Source organism: Klebsiella sp. KTE92, assembly GCF_000398905.1.
In the GTDB taxonomy this organism is placed as follows: domain Bacteria; phylum Pseudomonadota; class Gammaproteobacteria; order Enterobacterales; family Enterobacteriaceae; genus Klebsiella; species Klebsiella variicola.
The window spans coordinates 67,876-87,500 of record NZ_KB976100.1 but is presented as its reverse complement, the minus strand read 5'-3'; the positions used below and the strand labels follow the sequence as shown (position 1 = coordinate 87,500).

Here is a 19,625-nt window from a genome sequence, read left to right as displayed (position 1 = left end):
CTTCTTCTGCGGGTAACGTCAATCGACAAGGTTATTAACCTCACCGCCTTCCTCCCCGCTGAAAGTGCTTTACAACCCGAAGGCCTTCTTCACACACGCGGCATGGCTGCATCAGGCTTGCGCCCATTGTGCAATATTCCCCACTGCTGCCTCCCGTAGGAGTCTGGACCGTGTCTCAGTTCCAGTGTGGCTGGTCATCCTCTCAGACCAGCTAGGGATCGTCGCCTAGGTGAGCCGTTACCCCACCTACCAGCTAATCCCATCTGGGCACATCTGATGGCATGAGGCCCGAAGGTCCCCCACTTTGGTCTTGCGACGTTATGCGGTATTAGCTACCGTTTCCAGTAGTTATCCCCCTCCATCAGGCAGTTTCCCAGACATTACTCACCCGTCCGCCGCTCGTCACCCGAGAGCAAGCTCTCTGTGCTACCGCTCGACTTGCATGTGTTAGGCCTGCCGCCAGCGTTCAATCTGAGCCATGATCAAACTCTTCAATTTAAGTTTGATGCTCGTGAATTAAACTTCGTAATGAATTACGTATGTTCACTCAGAGACTTGGTATTCATTTATCGTCCGAAGACATTAAGAATCCATGTCACTTTGAGTGCCCACACAGATTGTCTGATAAATTGTTAAAGAGCAGTGCCGCTTCGTTTTTCGCTGCGGCGCGGGGTGTGCATATTACGCTTTCCCGCTGCAGAGTCAAGCATTTATTTTTGCTTTTCTCTGCGAGGTTCTCACCGGAACCCCGCTGACCCGGCGGCTTGCTTGCCGTTGTTCCGTGTCAGTGGAGGCGCATTATAGGGAGTAATTCTGAGGTGACAAGGGGAAATTCAAAAAAACTTTTCGTTCGCTCGATTTTCCATCACAACGCGAGTTTTACGCGCTATTTGCGCGCCATTTGTGCGATTTCCCGAGCAAACCGGGATACCTGTTGCCAGTCGGTATAGACCACTTCTTTGCGGGTATCCGTTTCCCCCCCGGTCATTTTCATAATCAGGCGGATCATAAACCGATCGTACCAGCTGTAGCGCGGGTAGCGCAGCGCGCCGGCAAATACCGCGCAGCTCTGCGGCTGCCACGGCGAGTTCAGCAGAAACTTACGCGTATAGCTGTTGGTCTGCGGCGTGCGCTTCTCGGGTTTACGCGCCACCAGGTTAACAGAGAAGAATGCTCCCGGCAGCGCCTGCAATGATGCCAGATGCTTTTTCACAAAGCGGTCCACCGCCGGATGAAAGTGCCCGTAGCGAATCGACGCGCCGATGACCACCCGATCGTAGTGATGCCATTCGACGACATCGGTACGGTTCAGGTTCAAGGTGTCCGCGTCGATGCCCAGCTCTTTCAGCTCGGAGGCCAGAAACGAAGCGATTTCACGGGTCTGCCCGTCGCGGGTGGAGAAGAGTATTAAAGTTTTCACGAGCACTCCTGTTATTCGCGCCAGAAAGTGGGAGTAAAGAGCACCAGTAAGGTGAACACTTCCAGACGACCAAACAGCATATTAGCAATCAGGATCCATTTCGCGACCGGGTTCATAGTGGCAAAGTTGTCCGCGACAACGCCAAGCCCAGGCCCGAGGTTGTTCAACGTCGCCACCACGGAGGCGAAGGCAGAGAAATCATCCACCCCGGTGGCGATAATAGCCAACATACTAATGATAAAGACCAGCGCATAGGCGGAGAAGAACCCCCACACGGCTTCAAGAATACGTTCCGGCAAGGCGCGGTTACCTAACTTGATGCTATAAACCGCATTCGGGTGTACCAGACGCTTAAGCTCACGGTTGCCCTGCTTAAACAGCAACAGGATACGGATCACCTTTAAGCCACCGCCCGTGGAACCGGCACAGCCGCCGATAAATGCGGAGCAGAGCAGCAACACCGGCAGGAATAGCGGCCAGCGCGCAATGCTATCGGTAGTGAATCCCGCGGTGGTCGCCATCGACACCACCTGGAAAAATGCCTGATTCAGCGTCGTCAGCACCGACCCATACACGTTATGGAGCCATAGCACCAGCGTACAGATGATGACCAGCGTCAACTGGACGCCAATGAACATGCGAAATTCTGGGTCGCGCCAGTACACCTTCAGGCTGCGTCCGCTCAATAACGAAAAATGCAGACCGTAGTTACAGCCAGAGATCAGCAAAAAGATCGCGATGATAGAGTTAATCATCGGGCTATTGAAATAGCCGACGCTGGCATCGTGAGTCGAGAAACCGCCGATGGCGATAGTGGCAAAGCTGTGCCCAATCGCATCGAACGCCGGCATACCGGCAAACCAGAGCGCCAATGCGCAGGCTATCGTCAATAACACATAGATAAGCCACAGCGTCTTCGCCGTCTCGGCGATACGCGGGCGCATCTTGTTGTCTTTCAACGGACCGGGCATTTCCGCGCGGTAGAGCTGCATCCCCCCTACGCCGAGGATAGGCAGAATCGCCACCGCCAGCACAATGATCCCCATGCCGCCGAACCATTGCAGCATCTGCCGGTAAAAGAGGATTGCATGAGGTAATGAGTCCAAACCCACCAGGGTGGTCGCTCCGGTCGTCGTCAGGCCGGAAAATGACTCGAAGAAGGCATCGGTCACCGTCAGGTTCGGCTGCTCGGCGAAAATAAAGGGCAAGGCCCCCACGCTCCCCAGCACGGTCCAGAACAGCACCACAATCAGAAACCCTTCGCGGGATTTCAGTTCGCCTTTTTGTTTACGATTCGGCCACCACAGCATGGAGCCAATCGCCAGCGCAACAAAAAAGGTTTGAGTGAAGGCCCGCCCCGCGCCATCGCGATATATCAGGGCCACTAATCCCGGAACGATCATCGTCCCCGAAAATAAGATGACCAACAGTCCAACGATTCGGGTTATGGCGCGAAAATGCATCTCTGGCGCTTCCTTTGATAGGCAAAAAAACAGAGGGGATTATTCGTCAATCTTCAGTAATTGCAATGAACCGCGACTAAAATCAGCCAGTTTTGCTGAAAAAGCCGCCACTTCGGCCCGGGGAAGCGCCACGCGAAGCCGAACCGACGCCAGATATTCGCTTTCGACTACGCGCCCGGAAAATTGGGCGAGCAGCGCTTCGACACCGGCCAGTTGCCCATACTCACATTGCAAAGTATATGCCGTTAACGGCGTCTTGCGCTGCGTTGTCAACTGCGCCAGCGCCTGATGAACACCGCCGCCATAGGCTTTGACCAGGCCGCCGGTGCCCAGCAGGATACCACCGTAGTAACGCACGACGACAGCGGTTATCTCACCCACACCGCACCCCATCAACTGCGCCAGCATCGGTTTGCCCGCCGTCCCCGCCGGTTCGCCATCGTCAGAAAATCCCAGCTGTTGCGAATCATCAGGCGGCCCGGCGACCCACGCCACGCAGTGGTGACGGGCATCAGGGTGATCCGCTCTGACGGACTCGACAAAGGCTTTAGCCGCCGCCACGCCGTCGGTATGCGCCAACAACGTGATAAAACGGCTTTTTTTAATCTCCTCAACGACGGTAACCGGCGCCGCCGGGATTAACCAGCTTTCCATTACGCCAGCTTCAGATCGCGCGTCATATTTTCAATGCTGTTTTCGTGAACCACCACGTTATCTTCGATACGGATCCCGCCAAACGGTTTCATGGCGTCAATTTTCTGCCAGTTGAAGTGCTTGCTGAACGGGCCTTCACGCCACGGCGCCAGTAACGACTCGATGAAGTAGATGCCGGGTTCAATGGTCAGCACCATGCGCGGCTCGATAATACGGGTGCAGCGCAGATACGGGTATTTCGACGGCGCCGCCAGATGCGTACCGGTGTCATCCTGCATAAAGCCAGCAACATCATGTACCTGCAGACCCAGCGGATGGCCAATCCCGTGCGGCATAAACGGCCCGGTCAGGTCATTCTCCACCATCGCCTCTTCGCTCATATCGGAGACTAACTGATGTTTACGCAGCAGCTTTGCGATGCGCTGATGGAACTGGATATGGTAATCAACATAACGGGTCCCGGCCTTCATGGTGCTAATCAGCGCCAGCTGCTCGTCATTAACGTCTTTAATCAGATGGGCAAAGTCGTTGTCGCCGTGTGCCGCCCAGGTTCGCGTCAGATCTGCGGCATAGCCGTTATATTCTGCACCGGCGTCGAGCAGGAAGCTGCGCATCTCCGCCGGGGCGCGATGATCCAGTTTGGTGTAGTGCAGGACAGAAGCATGCTCATTCAGCGCCACGATGTTGCTGTAAGGCACGTCGGTATCACGATGGCCGGTGGCGGTGAGATAGGCCTGGTTGATATCGAATTCGCTCATTCCGGACTGGAACGCTTCATAGGCCGCGCGATGGCCATTGACCGCCGATTTCTGCGCTTCACGCATGCAGGCCAGTTCGTAATCCGTTTTGTAAGCCCGATAGTAGTGCAGGTAATCGATAACCCCTTTCGGGTTGATCTTATCCGCAGCGATACCCAGCCCCAGCGCGCGCTCCGGTACCGGCCCAATATAGCCGATATTACCGCGAGCGGCAGGCAGCTGGCTGCCGATACCATCGGCCTTCGGCAGAGCAATAACGTCAACCTCTTCGGTCCAGAATGAGGTTGGCAGCGGCTCGACGTTGTGCCAGTAATCGACCGGCAGATAGAACCACAGCTTCGGTTTGTTGACGCCATCCACCAGCAGCCAGCAGTTAGGCACCTGGGTCACTGGCACCCAGGCTTTGAACTGCGGGTTGACCTTGAACGGATACGGATGGTCGTCAAGGAAGACGTTAACCAATTCACCGGAGTGAATCAGCAACGCATCCATTTGAAAACGGGTCAGCACGTCACGGGTACGTTCTTGTAGGGTAACAATATGATTTTTATAGAGCGCGGACAGGGATTCCATCTTTCATCCTTTGCTTTTATGGGATCGTGATACTCCGCATCTTAGCACATCACCCTGCGTGCGGGTGATTTCCGCCGGATGTGATCCGACCAGCAATTATTTAAAGAGTAATTTGCAATTCTTTAACATAAATTCCACACTCCGTTTCATCTGGTATGACCAGATCATATTGCTGGATTCAGGAGACTGACATGCTCTACAAAGGCGACACCCTGTACCTCGACTGGCTGGAAGATGGCATCGCCGAACTGGTGTTCGATGCCCCAGGTTCGGTCAACAAGCTTGATACCGCAACCGTAGCCAGCCTCGGTCACGCGCTGGACGTACTGGAAAAACAAAACGATCTCAAAGGCCTGCTGCTGCGCTCTGAAAAAGCGGCTTTTATCGTCGGCGCGGATATCACCGAATTTCTCTCGCTGTTCCTGGTCCCTGAGGAGCAGTTAAGCCAGTGGTTGCATTTTGCTAACAGCGTTTTCAATCGTCTGGAAGATCTTCCCGTCCCGACTATCTCTGCCGTCAATGGTTACGCGCTGGGCGGCGGTTGTGAATGCGTCCTGGCGACCGATTACCGCCTGGCGACGCCGGATCTACGTATCGGTCTGCCGGAAACCAAGCTTGGCATTATGCCAGGCTTCGGCGGTTCCGTGCGTCTGCCGCGCCTGCTCGGCGCCGATAGCGCGCTGGAAATTATTGCCGCCGGAAAAGACGTCGGCGCCGATCAAGCGCTGAAAATCGGCCTGGTGGATGGCGTGGTCGCAGCGGAAAAACTGCGCGATGGCGCGCTGGCGATCCTGCGTCAGGCCATTAATGGCGACCTGGACTGGAAAGCTAAACGTCAGCCGAAACTGGAACCGCTGAAGCTCAGCAAAATTGAAGCCACCATGAGCTTCACGATTGCCAAAGGCATGGTCGCGCAAACTGCCGGGAAACATTACCCGGCGCCGATCACCGCGGTGAAAACCATTGAAGCCGCCGCGCGTCTTGGTCGTGAAGAAGCCCTGGTGCTGGAAAATAAAAGCTTTGTCCCGCTGGCCCATACCAATGAGGCCCGCGCGCTGGTTGGTATCTTCCTGAACGACCAGTACGTCAAAGCGAAAGCGAAAAAGTTGACCAAAGATGTCGAGACGCCGAAGCATGCTGCTGTCCTGGGCGCTGGCATTATGGGCGGCGGTATCGCATATCAGTCGGCCTGGAAAGGCGTGCCAGTGGTGATGAAAGACATTAGCGACAAATCGCTGACCCTTGGCATGACCGAAGCGGCGAAGCTGCTGAACAAGCAACTGGAACGCGGAAAAATCGACGGTCTGAAACTGGCCGGGGTGATTAGCACCATTCAGCCAACCCTGGAATACAGCGGTTTTGATCGCGTCGACGTGGTTGTTGAAGCGGTGGTGGAAAACCCGAAAGTGAAGAAAGCGGTGCTGGCCGAAACCGAGGCAAAAGTACGCCCAGATACCGTGCTGGCGTCTAACACCTCTACAATCCCCATCAGCGAACTGGCAAGCGTGCTGCAGCGCCCGGAAAACTTCTGCGGTATGCACTTCTTTAACCCGGTGCATCGCATGCCGCTGGTTGAAGTGATCCGCGGCGAAAAAACCTCGGATAAGACCATCGCCACAGTTGTGGCCTGGGCCAGCAAAATGGGCAAGACGCCAATCGTGGTGAATGATTGTCCCGGCTTCTTCGTCAACCGCGTGCTGTTCCCCTACTTCGCCGGCTTTAGCCAGCTGCTGCGTGACGGGGCGGATTTCCGCAAAGTCGACAAAGTGATGGAAAAACAGTTTGGCTGGCCGATGGGCCCGGCTTATCTGCTGGACGTGGTCGGCATCGATACCGCCCACCATGCCCAGGCCGTCATGGCGGCGGGCTTCCCGCAGCGGATGCAGAAAGATTATCGCGACGCAATCGACGCCCTGTTTGACGCCAGCCGTTTCGGCCAGAAGAATGGCCTCGGCTTCTGGCGTTATAAAGAAGACAGTAAAGGCAAGCCGAAGAAAGAAGAAGATGCCGCAGTCGACAGCCTGCTGGCCGACGTCAGCCAGCCGAAGCGCGATTTCAGCGATGAAGAGATTATCGCTCGCATGATGATCCCGATGGTTAACGAAGTCGTCCGCTGCCTGGAAGAAGGCATTATCGCCAGCCCGGCGGAAGCGGATATGGCGCTGGTATACGGCCTGGGCTTCCCTCCGTTCCACGGCGGCGCATTCCGCTGGCTGGACACCATTGGCAGCGCGAAGTATCTCGATATGGCACAGCAATACCAGCACCTTGGCCCGCTGTATGACGTGCCAGCCGGTCTGCGTGACAAAGCGCGCCATAACGAAGCGTATTATCCCCAGGTAGAGCCAGCCCGTCCGGTTGGCGCTCTGAAAACGGCTTAAGGAGTCACAATGGAACAGGTTGTCATTGTCGATGCAATTCGCACCCCGATGGGCCGTTCAAAGGGCGGCGCCTTTCGCAACGTGCGTGCGGAAGATCTCTCGGCGCACCTGATGCGTAGCCTGCTTTCGCGTAACCCATCGCTTGAGGCGAGCGCGATTGACGATATTTACTGGGGCTGCGTGCAACAAACGCTGGAGCAGGGTTTCAACATTGCGCGTAACGCCGCGCTGCTGGCAGAAATCCCGCACTCGGTACCGGCGACGACGGTTAACCGCCTTTGCGGTTCCTCCATGCAGGCGCTGCACGATGCGGCCCGTATGATCATGACCGGCGATGCCAGCGTCTGCCTGATTGGCGGCGTCGAGCACATGGGTCATGTGCCAATGAGCCACGGTGTTGATTTCCATCCGGGCCTCAGCCGTAATGTGGCGAAAGCCGCCGGCATGATGGGGCTGACCGCGGAAATGCTGGCGCGTCTACACGGCATCAGCCGCGAAATGCAGGATCAGTTCGCCGCACGCTCTCACGCTCGCGCCTGGGCGGCGACGCAATCAGGCGCCTTCAAAGCCGAGATTATCCCGACCGGTGGCCACGATGCCGATGGCGTACTGAAGTCTTTTAACTATGACGAAGTGATCCGCCCGGAAACCACCGTCGAAGCGCTGGCGGCGCTGAGACCGGCATTTGATCCGGTGACCGGTACGGTAACGGCGGGTACCTCTTCCGCCCTTTCCGACGGCGCGGCGGCGATGCTGCTGATGAGCGAAAGCCGCGCCCGCGAGCTGGGGCTGAAGCCACGCGCCCGCGTCCGTTCGATGGCGGTGGTCGGCTGCGACCCGTCAATTATGGGTTATGGCCCGGTTCCGGCCTCAAAGCTGGCGCTGAAAAAAGCGGGCTTATCCACCAGCGATATTGACGTCTTTGAAATGAATGAAGCGTTTGCCGCGCAGATCCTTCCGTGTATTAAAGATCTGGGCTTGATGGAGCAGATTGACGAGAAGATCAACCTCAACGGCGGCGCGATCGCGCTCGGACATCCGCTGGGCTGCTCCGGGGCGCGCATTAGCACCACGTTGATCAATCAGATGGAACGCAAAGACGCGCAGTTCGGTCTGGCGACCATGTGTATCGGTTTAGGTCAGGGTATTGCCACTGTGTTTGAGCGGATTTAATCGAAGGGTTATCTCAACGCCATTGCGACCAGAAACAGGCTGCAATGGCGAAGAGAGCAGGTTTAGTTGCCGTTCTTCCCGCCTGTCAGGGGCGGGTTTTTTCTTTTCAGATAAAGGCAAACGCATCGCCAAACAGGCGATCTTCGCGCGCGCCGCGTTCGTTGCAGAACAGGTCGCGGGCAATCTTGGCCATCTCAAAACGACCGGCAATGTAAATATCATGCTCGGCCAGCGTACCGTAATCCTGCAGCACGGCGGTGAGTACCGTACCGGAGCGACCACGCCACCCTTCTTCCGGTTGCTCTACCACCGGCTCGATGCGCAGATTCGGATGCTTGATGCTTAACGCTTCCAGCTCGGCCAGATCGTACAGATGCTTAGCCTCGCGGCCGCCCCAATAAATGGCGATATCGCGATCCGGGTTACGCGCCAGCGCGGTTAACAGAATAGAACGCACATAAGAGAAACCGGTGCCGCCGGCGATCAGAATCAGCGGGCGATCTTCGTCATCGCGCAGCCACGCTTCGCCATGCGGAATATCAACCTCAATTTCACGCTCTTTCAGAATGCGATCCATCACCGCCATCGCATACAGATTGAGTTCAGAAGCACCGATATGCAGCTCGATAAACTCGTGCTCTGACGGCGTGGAAGCCATAGAGAACGGACGCTTGTCGCGCTCATCCATCACTACCATCAGATACTGGCCGGCGCGGAAAGAGAATGCCGCTTCCGGTACTAATCGAACGCGATACACGGTATCGGTAATCGCCTCCACCGAGGTCACTTTACAGCTTAAGGTTGTCATGCGTCCCCTCTGTCGGGTCTATAGAGCAAAACAGCGGCGTTAGCCCCGCTTACTGTTATTTAAAGATGGCCAGTTCATCCCAGATGGCGTCGATGCGCGCCGTCACCTGAGGATCTTTTTTGATTGGACGACCCCATTCACGCTGGGTTTCGCCAGGCCATTTATTTGTGGCATCCAGCCCCATTTTTGAACCCAGGCCGGAAACCGGCGAGGCAAAATCCAGATAATCTATTGGCGTATTTTCTACCAGTACCGTATCACGAGCCGGGTCCATACGGGTAGTAATCGCCCAAATCACGTCATTCCAGTCGCGTGCGTTGACGTCGTCATCGCATACGATCACGAATTTGGTATACATGAACTGGCGCAGGAATGACCAGACGCCCATCATCACGCGCTTGGCATGGCCCGCGTACTGTTTTTTCATGGTCACCACCGCCAGGCGATAGGAACACCCTTCCGGCGGCAGATAAAAGTCGACGATTTCCGGGAACTGCTTTTGCAGAATCGGCACAAAGACTTCGTTCAGCGCCACGCCCAGCACCGCGGGCTCATCGGGCGGTCGGCCGGTATAGGTCGAATGATAAATCGCGTCTTCGCGCTGGGTAATATGGGTCACCGTAAATACCGGGAAGCTGTCCACTTCATTGTAGTAACCAGTATGATCGCCATACGGGCCTTCCGGCGCCATCTCCCCGGCCTCAATGTAACCTTCGAGCACAATTTCCGCGCTGGCCGGCACTTCAAGGTCATTGGAAACGCACTTCACCACTTCGGTCTTGGTGCCGCGCAGCAAGCCTGCGAAAGCATATTCCGACAGGGTATCGGGCACCGGCGTCACCGCGCCAAGTATGGTCGCCGGATCGGCGCCAAGCGCCACGGAAACCGGGAAGCGCTCGCCGGGATGCGCCGCGCACCACTCCTGGAAATCGAGCGCGCCGCCGCGGTGGGATAACCAACGCATGATGAGTTTATTTTTACCGATCAGCTGCTGGCGATAAATTCCCAGGTTCTGCCGCTCTTTGTGCGGCCCGCGGGTCACCGTCAGCCCCCAGGTGATCAGCGGCGCGGCATCTTCCGGCCAGCAGGTCATAATCGGGATTTTATTCAGGTCGACGTCATCGCCCTGGATGATTTTTTGTTGGCAGGGCGCACCGCGCAGGCGTTTGGTCGGCATATTCAGCACTTGCTTGAACTGCGGCAGCTTATCAAACAGATCGCGGAAGCCTTTTGGCGGCTCCGGCTCTTTCAGAAAGGCCAATAGCTTCCCGACTTCCCGTAGCGAACTGACGTCTTCCTGGCCCATCCCTAGCGCCACACGACGCGGCGTGCCAAACAGATTGCACAGCACCGGCATCGAGTAGCCTTTCGGGTTTTCAAACAGCAGCGCCGGGCCACCGGCACGCAGGGTCCGGTCGGCAATTTCGGTGATTTCCAGGTGAGGATCGACCGGCAGAGTGATACGTTTTAGTTCGCCCTGTTGTTCCAGGAGTGTCAGAAAGTCGCGAAGATCGTGGTATTTCATGAAAGTGTTATTGACCTCTCTACAGGCGGCTAATTATACGGTGTTCGACGGCGCGATGCTGTAATTTTGTTAAATTAGCGTGAAAGAACGCTGAAATTTGGATTTCAATTATAATGGCTTTCGCGATTACACCAGCCATTTGTTATGCTTGCCGTTATTAGAAGTGGAATGAGTCATTATGCAAGCCTGGTACTTACTGTATTGCAAACGTGGGCAGCTACAACGAGCCCAGGAACATCTGGAACGTCAGTCAGTTAACTGCCTGATGCCGACGATTGCGCTGGAAAAAATCATTCGCGGTAAACGCACCATGGTCAGCGAACCGCTGTTCCCGAACTACCTGTTTATTGAGTTCGATCCAGAGGTGATTCATACCACTACCATCAGCGCCACCCGCGGGGTTAACAACTTCGTGCGCTTTGGCGCCCTGCCCGCTGTCGTTCCCTCGGCGGTGATTCATCAGCTCTCTATCTACAAACCAGAAGGCATTACCGACCCGGAAACGCCGCATGAGGGCGATAGCGTGCTAATCACCGACGGCGCGTTCGAAGGCTTACAGGCTATCTTCACCGAGCCGGACGGCGAAGCTCGTTCTATGTTGCTGTTAAACCTGCTGAATAAGCAAGTCCTGCAGAGCGTTAAAAATACCGACTTCCAGAAAATCTAAACGCCGTTAACGTCGATGCCAAACAGCGTCCTGACGTTTGCGTCCGTTTGCGCCTCCAGCCATTGCGTCTCTTCGCCCCGCCAGCTCGCGACGCTGGCCAGGATATGCGGCAAATACGCGGGCTCGTTACGCCGCGAGGCCGGTCTCGGCTTGAGGTCGCGAGGCAGCAGATAAGGCGCATCGGTCTCCAGCAGCAGACGTTCCGCCGGGATCGCCGGCAGCAGCTCGCGCAGCTCCAGTCCCCGCCGCTCATCGCATACCCAACCGGTAATACCGATAAACAGGCCCAGATCCAGGCACTCCTGCACCTCGCTGCGGCTGCCGGTAAAGCAGTGCAGCACCGCGCCCGGGATCTTCTCAAGCCAGGGTTTAAGCAACGCCAGAAACCGGTCGTGGGCGTCGCGGCAGTGTAAAAACACCGGCATCGACAGCTCAGCGGCCAGCGCCAGCTGGGCGCTGAACGCTGCCTCCTGCTCCTGCGGCGTGGAGAAATTACGGTTGAAATCCAGACCGCACTCACCTATCGCCACCACCTGTGGCTCACGGGCGAGGGTATAAATCGCCTCGGCGACCGCTGGCGACCAGCTGCTGCCGTCATGGGGATGAACCCCTGCCGTGGACCAGCAACCAGAATAATGGCTCGCCATTCTCTGGGCCTGCTGGCTCTCCGGCAAACTTGTGCCGGTCAGCAGCATGCCGTGAACCCCCGCCGCCCGGGCGCGCGCCACCACCTCATCATGGTCGCGGGAAAACTGCGAACTGGTGAGATTAACGCCGATATCAAACATGATCGCTCCCATATGACAACCGCCCTGACGGGCGGTTGGCGGTATTACTCTTCTCTGTGCTCCGCGGCTTCAGCTTCGGCCGCAGCGTCGTCATCACGCGTCAGGCGCTTCCCGGTGTAGAAGCGGGCGAAGAACACCCCGACTTCAAACAGACAGTACATCGGAATGGCCAGCAGCGTCTGCGAGAATACGTCCGGCGGCGTCAGCAGCATACCCACCACGAAGGCGCCCACCAGCACATACGGCCGTTTTTTGCGCAGCTCTTCCGGCGTGGTAACGCCCATCCAGCAGAGCAGCACAATGGCGACCGGTACCTCAAAAGAGACCCCGAAAGCCATAAACAGCGCCATCACGAAGTCGAGATAGCTGCGGATATCAGTCGAGACCAGCACCCCCTCCGGGGCAGCATGGGTCAGGAAGCCGAACGCCAGCGGAAACACGACAAAATAAGCGAAAGCCATGCCGATATAGAACAGCAGCGTACTGGATACCAGTAAAGGCACCACCAGCCGGCGCTCGTGCTTATACAGCGCCGGCGCGACGAAGGCCCATACCTGGTAAAGAATAATCGGCACTGACAGGATCACCGACACCATGAAGGTCAGCTTTATCGGCGTAAAGAAAGGTGAAGCGACATCAGTGGCGATCATCGTCGCGCCCACCGGCATCTTGCTGATAAGCGGGGCCGAGACCAGCTGGTAGATATCATTGGCGAAATAGACCAGCGCCAGGAAGATCACCAGGATAGCAATGATGCTGTTGAGCAGACGCTTGCGCAGCTCAATCAGATGCGAAATTAGCGGTTGTGTATCGTCTACGCCCATGTTTACGGTTTATCACTCGATGCGGGGGAAGAATGAGGGGCTGCCGCCGTAGCGGATGTTTTCTCTGCCGGAAGTTCAGCCGGTGAAGCGGGTTGCTCATCGGCGACGGGACCCGGCGCATGAGCCGGAGCGCTGGCCTGATGTTCTGCCGTCGCCGGCGTGACGTCCTGGCGCTGCGCTTCACTGCCTTTCACCACCGGATTAAGGATGGTATTGGCTTCGTCGCTGGCCTTTTCAGGATCGTGGGCGCTATAGGAGCGCTTCATCGACTCCGCGGCCTCGCGCAGTTCATCCATGGAGGCTTTCAGCTCCGGCGTCAGGTTATTCAGGCTAGCCTTTTCCACCTTCTTGAGGCTCTCCTGGAACTCCTGCAGTTTTAGCTCCTGGGCCAGCTCATTTTGTACCGTGGTCGCCAGCGAGCGTAGCGTACGGATCCAGCCAACCACCGTTTTAACCGCGACGGGAAGCCGCTGTGGCCCCAGAACAATGAGGCCAATCACAAACACCAGCAGTAGTTCACTAAAACCAATATCGAACACGAGTTACACCTGCTCTTTGTCGTGGCGTTTTGTCTCGTCTTTTTTTGCATCATCCTGTTTATCGGCGATGGTTTTCGCCGTGAAATCTGCGTCTGGCGCCGACTTTTCGGGTTTATCATCATCACTCATGGCTTTTTTAAAGCCTTTGATAGATGCCCCTAAGTCTGACCCCAGTGAGCTCAGCTTCTTCGTCCCAAAAAGCAGAACTACGATGACGACAACAATTAATAACTGCCAAATACTGATACCACCCATACACGTTCCCCTATGACAGATGATGAATTATGTGGACGCATTATACACGCCATCCTGCGAGCCGCCTCTTCGTCAGGCCGCCGGCATGATTTTGCGCAAATAAGCCTGCGTCATGAAGAGGCGAACCGATCAGTGGGTTTTCCGCCAGCCAATCAGCCAGGTCACCACACCGCCGGCCATCAACCAGCCGGGCATCATTCCCCACTCAGGGCGATGGATAAAGAGCAGCGTACCACTGAGCAATAAAACCGCGCCTATACCAAACAGATAACGGGATTGGCCCTGGCGCACATGACGCACATGCATATCCCGCACGATGGTATCGACGCTGGTCTGCAGCTGTTTGCTCTGCTGCAGGCTCTGATACACCAGCTCAGGTATTTCAGGCATTCTTTCGATCCAGAACGGCGCTTTGTCTTTAAACGCGCGCACCAGCGCCGGAATGCCGACCTGATCTTTGATCCACGACTCGAGGAAAGGCTTCGCCGTTTTCCACAAGTCTAACTGAGGATAGAGCTGCCGGCCTACCCCTTCTACGTAAAGTAATGTCTTCTGTAGTAAAACGAGCTGCGGCTGGACTTCCATATTGAAACGCCGCGCGGTATTGAACAGATTAAGCAGCACGTGGCCGAAGGAGATCTCCGCCAGCGGCTTCTCAAAGATCGGCTCGCAGACCGTGCGGATCGCGAACTCAAACTCTTCGACATTCGTATCGGGCGGTACCCAACCGGAATCGACGTGCAGCTCAGCCACCTTACGATAATCGCGGTTAAAGAAGGCGATAAAGTTTTCCGCCAGATAGCGCTTATCTTCTTTGTTCAGCGAGCCGACAATACCGCAGTCGATGCCGATATACTGCGGATCTTCCGGGTGCTCGTAGCTGACGAATATGTTGCCAGGGTGCATATCGGCATGAAAGAAGCTGTCGCGGAACACCTGGGTAAAGAAGACCTGTACGCCCCGCTCCGCCAGCAGCTGCATGTTGGTCCCCTGGGCCTCCAGCGCCTCCACGTCGGACACCGGGATACCGTAGATGCGCTCCATCACCATCATGCTTTCGCTGCAGTAGTCGGGGTACACCTCCGGCACGTACAGCATCGGACTATCTTCGAAATTACGCCGCAGCTGAATGGCGTTGGCGGATTCCCGCAACAGGTTCAGCTCGTCCAGCAGCGTTTTTTCATATTCGCGAACCACCTCCTGCGGGCGCAGACGGCGGCCGTCAGGCAGCAGACGCGGTACCCAGCGCGCCAGGCGGTAGATGAGCTTCATGTCCGCTTTAATGATCGGCAAAATATCCGGGCGGATAACCTTGATCACCACCTCTTTGCCATTCTCTTTCAGACGTGCGGTATGCACCTGGGCGATGGACGCCGAGGCTAACGGCTCTACGGAGAAATCATCAAACCAGGCTTCCACCGGCAGGCCCCCCATCGCTTTCTCTATCTGCTGCTGCGCGAGCTTTCCTTCAAAGGGCGCTACGCGGTCCTGCAACAGCGCCAGCTGATCGGCAATATGCGGCGGGAAGAGATCCCGGCGGGTGGAAAGCATCTGGCCAAATTTAATCCACACCGGCCCCAGCTCCTGAAGCGCCAGGCGCAGACGAGTGCCAAGGGGTTGGTCTTGATGACGATTTGGCATCCAGAACAGCATCCGCCGCCAGATACGCAGCGGCAGCGTGAGACGAATTTTGGGGATGAGCTCATCGAGCCCGTAGCTCAAAAAGGTGTGGATGATGAAATACAGGCGCCGTAATTCTCCTGGCGTCATTTGCCCTCCAGCGTTTCCAGCCGTTTTTCCAGTGCGGCCAGCGCGCGTTCAATAGCCGTCGTTTCTTCCGCAAACCATGCCAGCTCCAGCGGCCCCGGTGCCAGTCGCCACTCTTCAGTGATCGCTTCTGCGACATAGCGCTGCTGGCGCTGCGCGCCTTTCAGTAAAAACTGAGCGCCGCCGCGGAGGACTTTGCCAACGCCTTCAGCCACGATATCGCCAGTATAAGGCGCCAGCAGTTCAGCGGGATCGAACTCCGCCAGATCGCACAGGGAGACCATATTCTGCACCACCTGCAGATCGCCCTGCACTTCCAGATCTCCGCTACGGATAAGCGCCGTGAGCTGCTGACGATTACGCAGTTTGGGCAGCACGCTGAGCCGGGTAATCACAGTGCAGTCGGCCTCTCCCTCCCAGGCGCTCAGGACATCAACCTGGCGTTCGCTGAACGCCAGTACGATCGGGGTGGAGAAGTCCTGCAGTTGAACTCGCAATACCTTACCCAGCAGGCGCTGACGAGCGGGTTTTAGCGCCTTGTCACGCCAGAGAAAAGTATTCAGCGCCGTCTCAATGCTAGCGGTCACCAGGGGTGTGAAAGGCATAGCGTCCCTCCTGTCAGAACTTGTAACCGCGATGCAAGGCAACGATACCCGCCGTCAGGTTGTGGTAGTCGACACTTTCAAAACCTGCATCCTGCATCATCCCTTTCAGGGTTTCCTGATCCGGGTGCATACGGATAGATTCTGCCAGGTAGCGATAGCTGTCGCCGTCTTTTGCCACCAGTTCCCCCACCTTCGGCAGGATATGGAAGGAGTAAGCGTCGTAGGCTTTGCTGAGCGGTTCGATAATCGGTTTAGAAAACTCCAGCACCAGCAGACGTCCGCCCGGCTTCAGCACGCGGTACATCGAACGCAGCGCTTTTTCTTTATCGGTAACGTTACGCAGACCGAAAGAGATGGTGATGCAGTCAAAGGTATTATCAGCAAACGGCAGGGCTTCCGCGTTGGCCTGAACATACTCAACGTTGCCCACGATGCCGATATTACGCAGCTTTTCGCGGCCCATTTTGAGCATGGAATCATTGATATCAGCAAGCATGACGCGGCCGGTTTCTCCTACCAGACGGGAGAACTTGGCTGTCAAATCGCCGGTCCCCCCTGCCAGATCCAGCACGGTCTGCCCGCGACGTACGCCGCTGCAGTCGATGGTGAAACGCTTCCACAAACGATGGATACCAAACGACATCAAGTCGTTCATCACATCATACTTTGCCGCGACAGAATGGAATACATGCGCCACCATGTCCTGTTTCTGCTCTTTAGCGACCGTCTGAAAGCCAAAGTGCGTCGTTTCTTGTGAATCCTCAACCATCTCTATGCCTGCTTGCTTTTCAAGAAAATGTTCACTGAGTGTATCAGATTCAGCGCATTTCCCATACGTTTCAACGTGGCGGAGCCGCCTCCCGATTATGTAACGCCTCGGCAGAGTCGGCTGAAAATGCGTCATTTTCCGGGAGGTTATCCTCGTCTTCGAGACGATATTCATCGTCCTGGGCAGTGGCTTGTTCGACTAAATCAGGATTTATCCCGCGCTTCACCTCCACCCCCAGGCCGCGAAAGGCTTCCGCCTGGGCCAGCAGATTCCCGCGCCCGGAAGCGAGCTTTTTCATCGCCTGGCGATAGTTCTCTTGCGCCTTATCCAGACTCTGGCCGATGGCGGACATATCATCCACAAACAGGCGCATTTTGTCGTAAAGGCGCCCCGCCCGCTCGGCGATCTTCTGCGCGTTGCGGCTCTGATGCTCATAGCGCCACAGATTGGCGATAGTACGCAGGGCTACCAGCAGCGTCGTCGGGCTGACCAGCATGATATTATTTTGCAACGCCTCGCTGATGAGCTCGGGCTGACGGTCGATGGCCACCAGGAACGCCGGCTCGACGGGAATAAACATCAGCACGTAGTCGAGAGAGCGCAGCCCCGGCAGTTGTTGATAATCCTTGCGTCCCAGCAGGCGAATATGGTTTCGCACCGAGGCAAGATGTTCCTGCAGCGCGACTTCGCGGGTGTAGTCGTCTTCGGCGTTGAAATAGCGCTCATAGGCGACCAGGGTCATTTTGGCGTCTATCACCACGTCCTTGCCCTGCGGCAGGCGGACAATGACGTCCGGCTGCATCCGCGAGCGGTTATCGGTCTCGATACTGACCTGGGTCTGGTACTCATAGCCTTCGCGCAGGCCGGAGGCCTCCAGCACGCGGGTTAAGACCACTTCCCCCCAGTTGCCCTGGGTTTTGTTATCACCTTTCAGCGCTTTCGTCAGGTTCAGTGCCTCCTGCGCCATCTGCGCGTTCAGCTGCTGAAGATTGCGGATCTCATGCGCCAGGGTGTGCCTTTCCCGCGCCTCCTGGCCAAAGCTCTCCTGCACCTGGCGGCGGAACCCGTCGAGCTGTTCGCGCAGCGGGGTCAGCAGACCATGCAGACTCAGGCGGTTTTGCTCATCGACGCGCCGGTTGCTGTGTTCGAAAATGCGGTTGGCGAGGTTTTCAAACTGCTCGCTCAGGCGCTGCTCGCTGTTAACCATCTGACGGATCTTATCTTCCGCATGCAGCTGGGTGGATTCGAGCCGGGTGGTGACCTCACGCAGATCGGCCTCCAGCGAGGTATTGATATCCCGCAGACTGCGCAGCTCATTGTTCAGCAGCTCGCACTCCTCACGCCAGTGGGCCTCCTGCACCAGCTGCTGACGGGCGGCGCTCAGCTCAATATCCAGCTCTCGCCGCTCCTCAATGAGATCGGCCCGGATTTGGTCGGCGCGCGCTTTGGTTGCCAGCCAGCCGACCATTAACCCGGCAGCCAGTGCGATAACCGCGCTGATAATGATTGAGAGATCCACGACGCCCCCTGCGATAACCTGATGGCACAAAATAGAATTGTGCTGTACAAACGTCCAGTTTAAAAGGGATTTCCTGCGAGGAGCAACGCAAAAAAGAAAGGCCGGAGGATCCGGCCTGACAGAGAAGGGGTTGAATTACAGCAGACGACGCGCCGCTTCCACGACGATTTTGACCGCGTGGCTTTCGGTTTGCTTCATGGTTTCGGCGTTAGGGATCTCTTGCTGGGTACGGTTCACAATAACCCCGGCGACCATCCCGGCACGCAGGCCCTGGCTGGCGCACATGGTCAGCAGCGTGGCGGATTCCATTTCATAGTTCATCACGCCCATTGCCTGCCACTCTTCCATTGAGCCCTTGAAGCGGCTCACCACGCGGCCGGAGAAGGTGTCGTAACGCTCCTGGCCTGGGTAGAAGGTATCCGAAGAGGCGGTCACGCCAATATGGGTGGTGGCACCAATAGATTTCGCCGCTTCCACCAGCGCGGTGGTGCAGGCGAAGTCTGCGACGGCCGGGAACTCCATCGGCGCGAAGTGCAGGCTGGCGCCGTCCAGGCGAACGGAAGCGGTCGTAACCAGCACATCGCCAACGTTAATGTGCGGTTGAATCGCGCCGGTGGTGCCGATACGCAGGAAGGTACGCACGCCCAGCTGCGCCAGCTCTTCCACGGCGATAGAAGTCGACGGGCCGCCGATGCCGGTAGAGCAGACGATCACCGGCTTGCCGTCCAGCTCCGCGCGCCAGGAGGTAAATTCGCGGTGGGATGCCAGCTTGACCGGCTTATCCATCAGCGCGGCGATCTTTTCCACACGCTCCGGATCGCCAGGGACGATAGCCAGCGTAGCCCCTTGTAAATCGTTCTTGGTGAGGCCGAGATGAAAAACATCAGACTTGGACATAAAAAACTCCTCTGTGGGTCGAATTATCAGCAGAAGCAAAACGGTACTGTACAGAAGCCCCTGGCAACATTTTGTGATGATAGTCACCAAGACCAATAATGATTGCATTTGTTTTTCAGTAAATAGTGATACACATCACATTAACAAGTTATATTCATCGTCACAGAACAAAAGATAGCCGCTTTCAGGCACTGTGCTTTATTACCGCCCGAACTAAAGGTAAAGGGTCTATAGTTATTG

General features: G+C 56.5%; 18 protein-coding genes and 1 rRNA gene (1 of these 19 running past the window's edge). 3 read left to right on the top strand and 16 right to left on the bottom strand.

The window, feature by feature from the left end:
* The 5 genes from A1WC_RS24425 to pepQ form a co-directional block, all read right to left on the bottom strand.
* Window positions 1–498, bottom strand: a 16S ribosomal RNA gene (locus A1WC_RS24425); it reaches 1,042 nt to the left of the window's first position.
* Window positions 499–886: 388 nt separating this feature from the next.
* Window positions 887–1,420, bottom strand: a complete 534-nt coding sequence (hemG, locus tag A1WC_RS24430) for a menaquinone-dependent protoporphyrinogen IX dehydrogenase (protein ID WP_012543216.1) — start codon at window positions 1,418–1,420, stop codon at window positions 887–889.
* Between the two features lie 11 nt (window positions 1,421–1,431).
* Window positions 1,432–2,883, bottom strand: a complete 1,452-nt coding sequence (gene trkH, locus A1WC_RS24435) for a Trk system potassium transporter TrkH (RefSeq protein WP_008807923.1) — start codon at window positions 2,881–2,883, stop codon at window positions 1,432–1,434.
* A gap of 39 nt (window positions 2,884–2,922) precedes the next feature.
* Window positions 2,923–3,537, bottom strand: coding sequence for an IMPACT family protein (locus tag A1WC_RS24440; RefSeq protein ID WP_016160084.1), 615 nt, complete (start codon window positions 3,535–3,537; stop codon window positions 2,923–2,925).
* Window positions 3,537–4,868, bottom strand: a complete 1,332-nt coding sequence (gene pepQ, locus A1WC_RS24445) for a Xaa-Pro dipeptidase (protein ID WP_016160083.1) — start codon at window positions 4,866–4,868, stop codon at window positions 3,537–3,539. The genes A1WC_RS24440 and pepQ overlap by 1 nt, the downstream gene beginning before the upstream one ends.
* A gap of 191 nt (window positions 4,869–5,059) precedes the next feature.
* Here pepQ and fadB point away from each other — a divergent pair, with 191 nt between their 5' ends.
* The gene (gene fadB / locus A1WC_RS24450) at window positions 5,060–7,249 is read left to right on the top strand and encodes a fatty acid oxidation complex subunit alpha FadB (RefSeq protein ID WP_016160082.1); all 2,190 of its coding nucleotides are present in this window, start codon (window positions 5,060–5,062) and stop codon (window positions 7,247–7,249) included.
* Between the two features lie 9 nt (window positions 7,250–7,258).
* Window positions 7,259–8,422, top strand: a complete 1,164-nt coding sequence (gene fadA, locus A1WC_RS24455) for an acetyl-CoA C-acyltransferase FadA (protein WP_008807927.1) — start codon at window positions 7,259–7,261, stop codon at window positions 8,420–8,422.
* A 106-nt stretch (window positions 8,423–8,528) separates the two neighbouring features.
* Here fadA and fre read toward each other — a convergent pair whose 3' ends face one another.
* Together fre and ubiD are read right to left on the bottom strand one after the other, a co-directional pair.
* The gene (fre, locus tag A1WC_RS24460) at window positions 8,529–9,230 is read right to left on the bottom strand and encodes an NAD(P)H-flavin reductase (protein ID WP_008807928.1); all 702 of its coding nucleotides are present in this window, start codon (window positions 9,228–9,230) and stop codon (window positions 8,529–8,531) included.
* A gap of 55 nt (window positions 9,231–9,285) precedes the next feature.
* Window positions 9,286–10,755: a 4-hydroxy-3-polyprenylbenzoate decarboxylase gene (gene ubiD / locus A1WC_RS24465; protein WP_008807929.1), complete on the bottom strand. Its 1,470-nt coding sequence runs from the start codon at window positions 10,753–10,755 to the stop codon at window positions 9,286–9,288.
* A 178-nt stretch (window positions 10,756–10,933) separates the two neighbouring features.
* Between ubiD and rfaH the strand changes: the two genes are divergently transcribed.
* Window positions 10,934–11,422 carry a transcription/translation regulatory transformer protein RfaH gene (rfaH, locus tag A1WC_RS24470; protein ID WP_008807930.1) on the top strand — a complete coding sequence of 163 codons (489 nt, stop codon included), beginning with the start codon at window positions 10,934–10,936 and terminating at the stop codon, window positions 11,420–11,422.
* Here the strand turns inward: rfaH and tatD are convergent.
* The 9 genes from tatD to udp form a co-directional block, all read right to left on the bottom strand.
* On the bottom strand, window positions 11,419–12,222 hold the full coding sequence (gene tatD / locus A1WC_RS24475; RefSeq protein WP_165454077.1) for a 3'-5' ssDNA/RNA exonuclease TatD: 804 nt from the start codon (window positions 12,220–12,222) through the stop codon (window positions 11,419–11,421). The genes rfaH and tatD overlap by 4 nt on opposite strands.
* Window positions 12,223–12,254: 32 nt before the next feature.
* Window positions 12,255–13,034, bottom strand: coding sequence for a Sec-independent protein translocase subunit TatC (tatC, locus tag A1WC_RS24480; protein WP_004886745.1), 780 nt, complete (start codon window positions 13,032–13,034; stop codon window positions 12,255–12,257).
* 2 nt (window positions 13,035–13,036) lie between these two features.
* On the bottom strand, window positions 13,037–13,573 hold the full coding sequence (gene tatB, locus A1WC_RS24485; protein ID WP_016160080.1) for a Sec-independent protein translocase protein TatB: 537 nt from the start codon (window positions 13,571–13,573) through the stop codon (window positions 13,037–13,039).
* 3 nt (window positions 13,574–13,576) lie between these two features.
* The gene (tatA, locus tag A1WC_RS24490; protein WP_002883425.1) at window positions 13,577–13,828 is read right to left on the bottom strand and encodes a Sec-independent protein translocase subunit TatA; all 252 of its coding nucleotides are present in this window, start codon (window positions 13,826–13,828) and stop codon (window positions 13,577–13,579) included.
* 129 nt (window positions 13,829–13,957) lie between these two features.
* A complete protein-coding gene (gene ubiB / locus A1WC_RS24495) occupies window positions 13,958–15,598 on the bottom strand; it encodes a ubiquinone biosynthesis regulatory protein kinase UbiB (RefSeq protein ID WP_008807933.1) in 1,641 nt (546 codons plus the stop codon).
* Window positions 15,595–16,200, bottom strand: a complete 606-nt coding sequence (gene ubiJ, locus A1WC_RS24500) for a ubiquinone biosynthesis protein UbiJ (protein ID WP_008807934.1) — start codon at window positions 16,198–16,200, stop codon at window positions 15,595–15,597. Before ubiJ ends, ubiB begins: the two co-directional genes overlap by 4 nt.
* A gap of 13 nt (window positions 16,201–16,213) precedes the next feature.
* Complete coding sequence (ubiE, locus tag A1WC_RS24505) at window positions 16,214–16,969, bottom strand: bifunctional demethylmenaquinone methyltransferase/2-methoxy-6-polyprenyl-1,4-benzoquinol methylase UbiE (protein ID WP_008807935.1); 756 nt, start codon at window positions 16,967–16,969, stop codon at window positions 16,214–16,216.
* 70 nt (window positions 16,970–17,039) lie between these two features.
* On the bottom strand, window positions 17,040–18,488 hold the full coding sequence (gene rmuC / locus A1WC_RS24510) for a DNA recombination protein RmuC (protein ID WP_008807936.1): 1,449 nt from the start codon (window positions 18,486–18,488) through the stop codon (window positions 17,040–17,042).
* 135 nt (window positions 18,489–18,623) lie between these two features.
* Window positions 18,624–19,385 (bottom strand): uridine phosphorylase, encoded by a 762-nt coding sequence (gene udp / locus A1WC_RS24515; protein WP_002883419.1) that lies wholly within the window; start codon window positions 19,383–19,385, stop codon window positions 18,624–18,626.
* Between the last annotated feature and the right edge of the window lie 240 nt (window positions 19,386–19,625).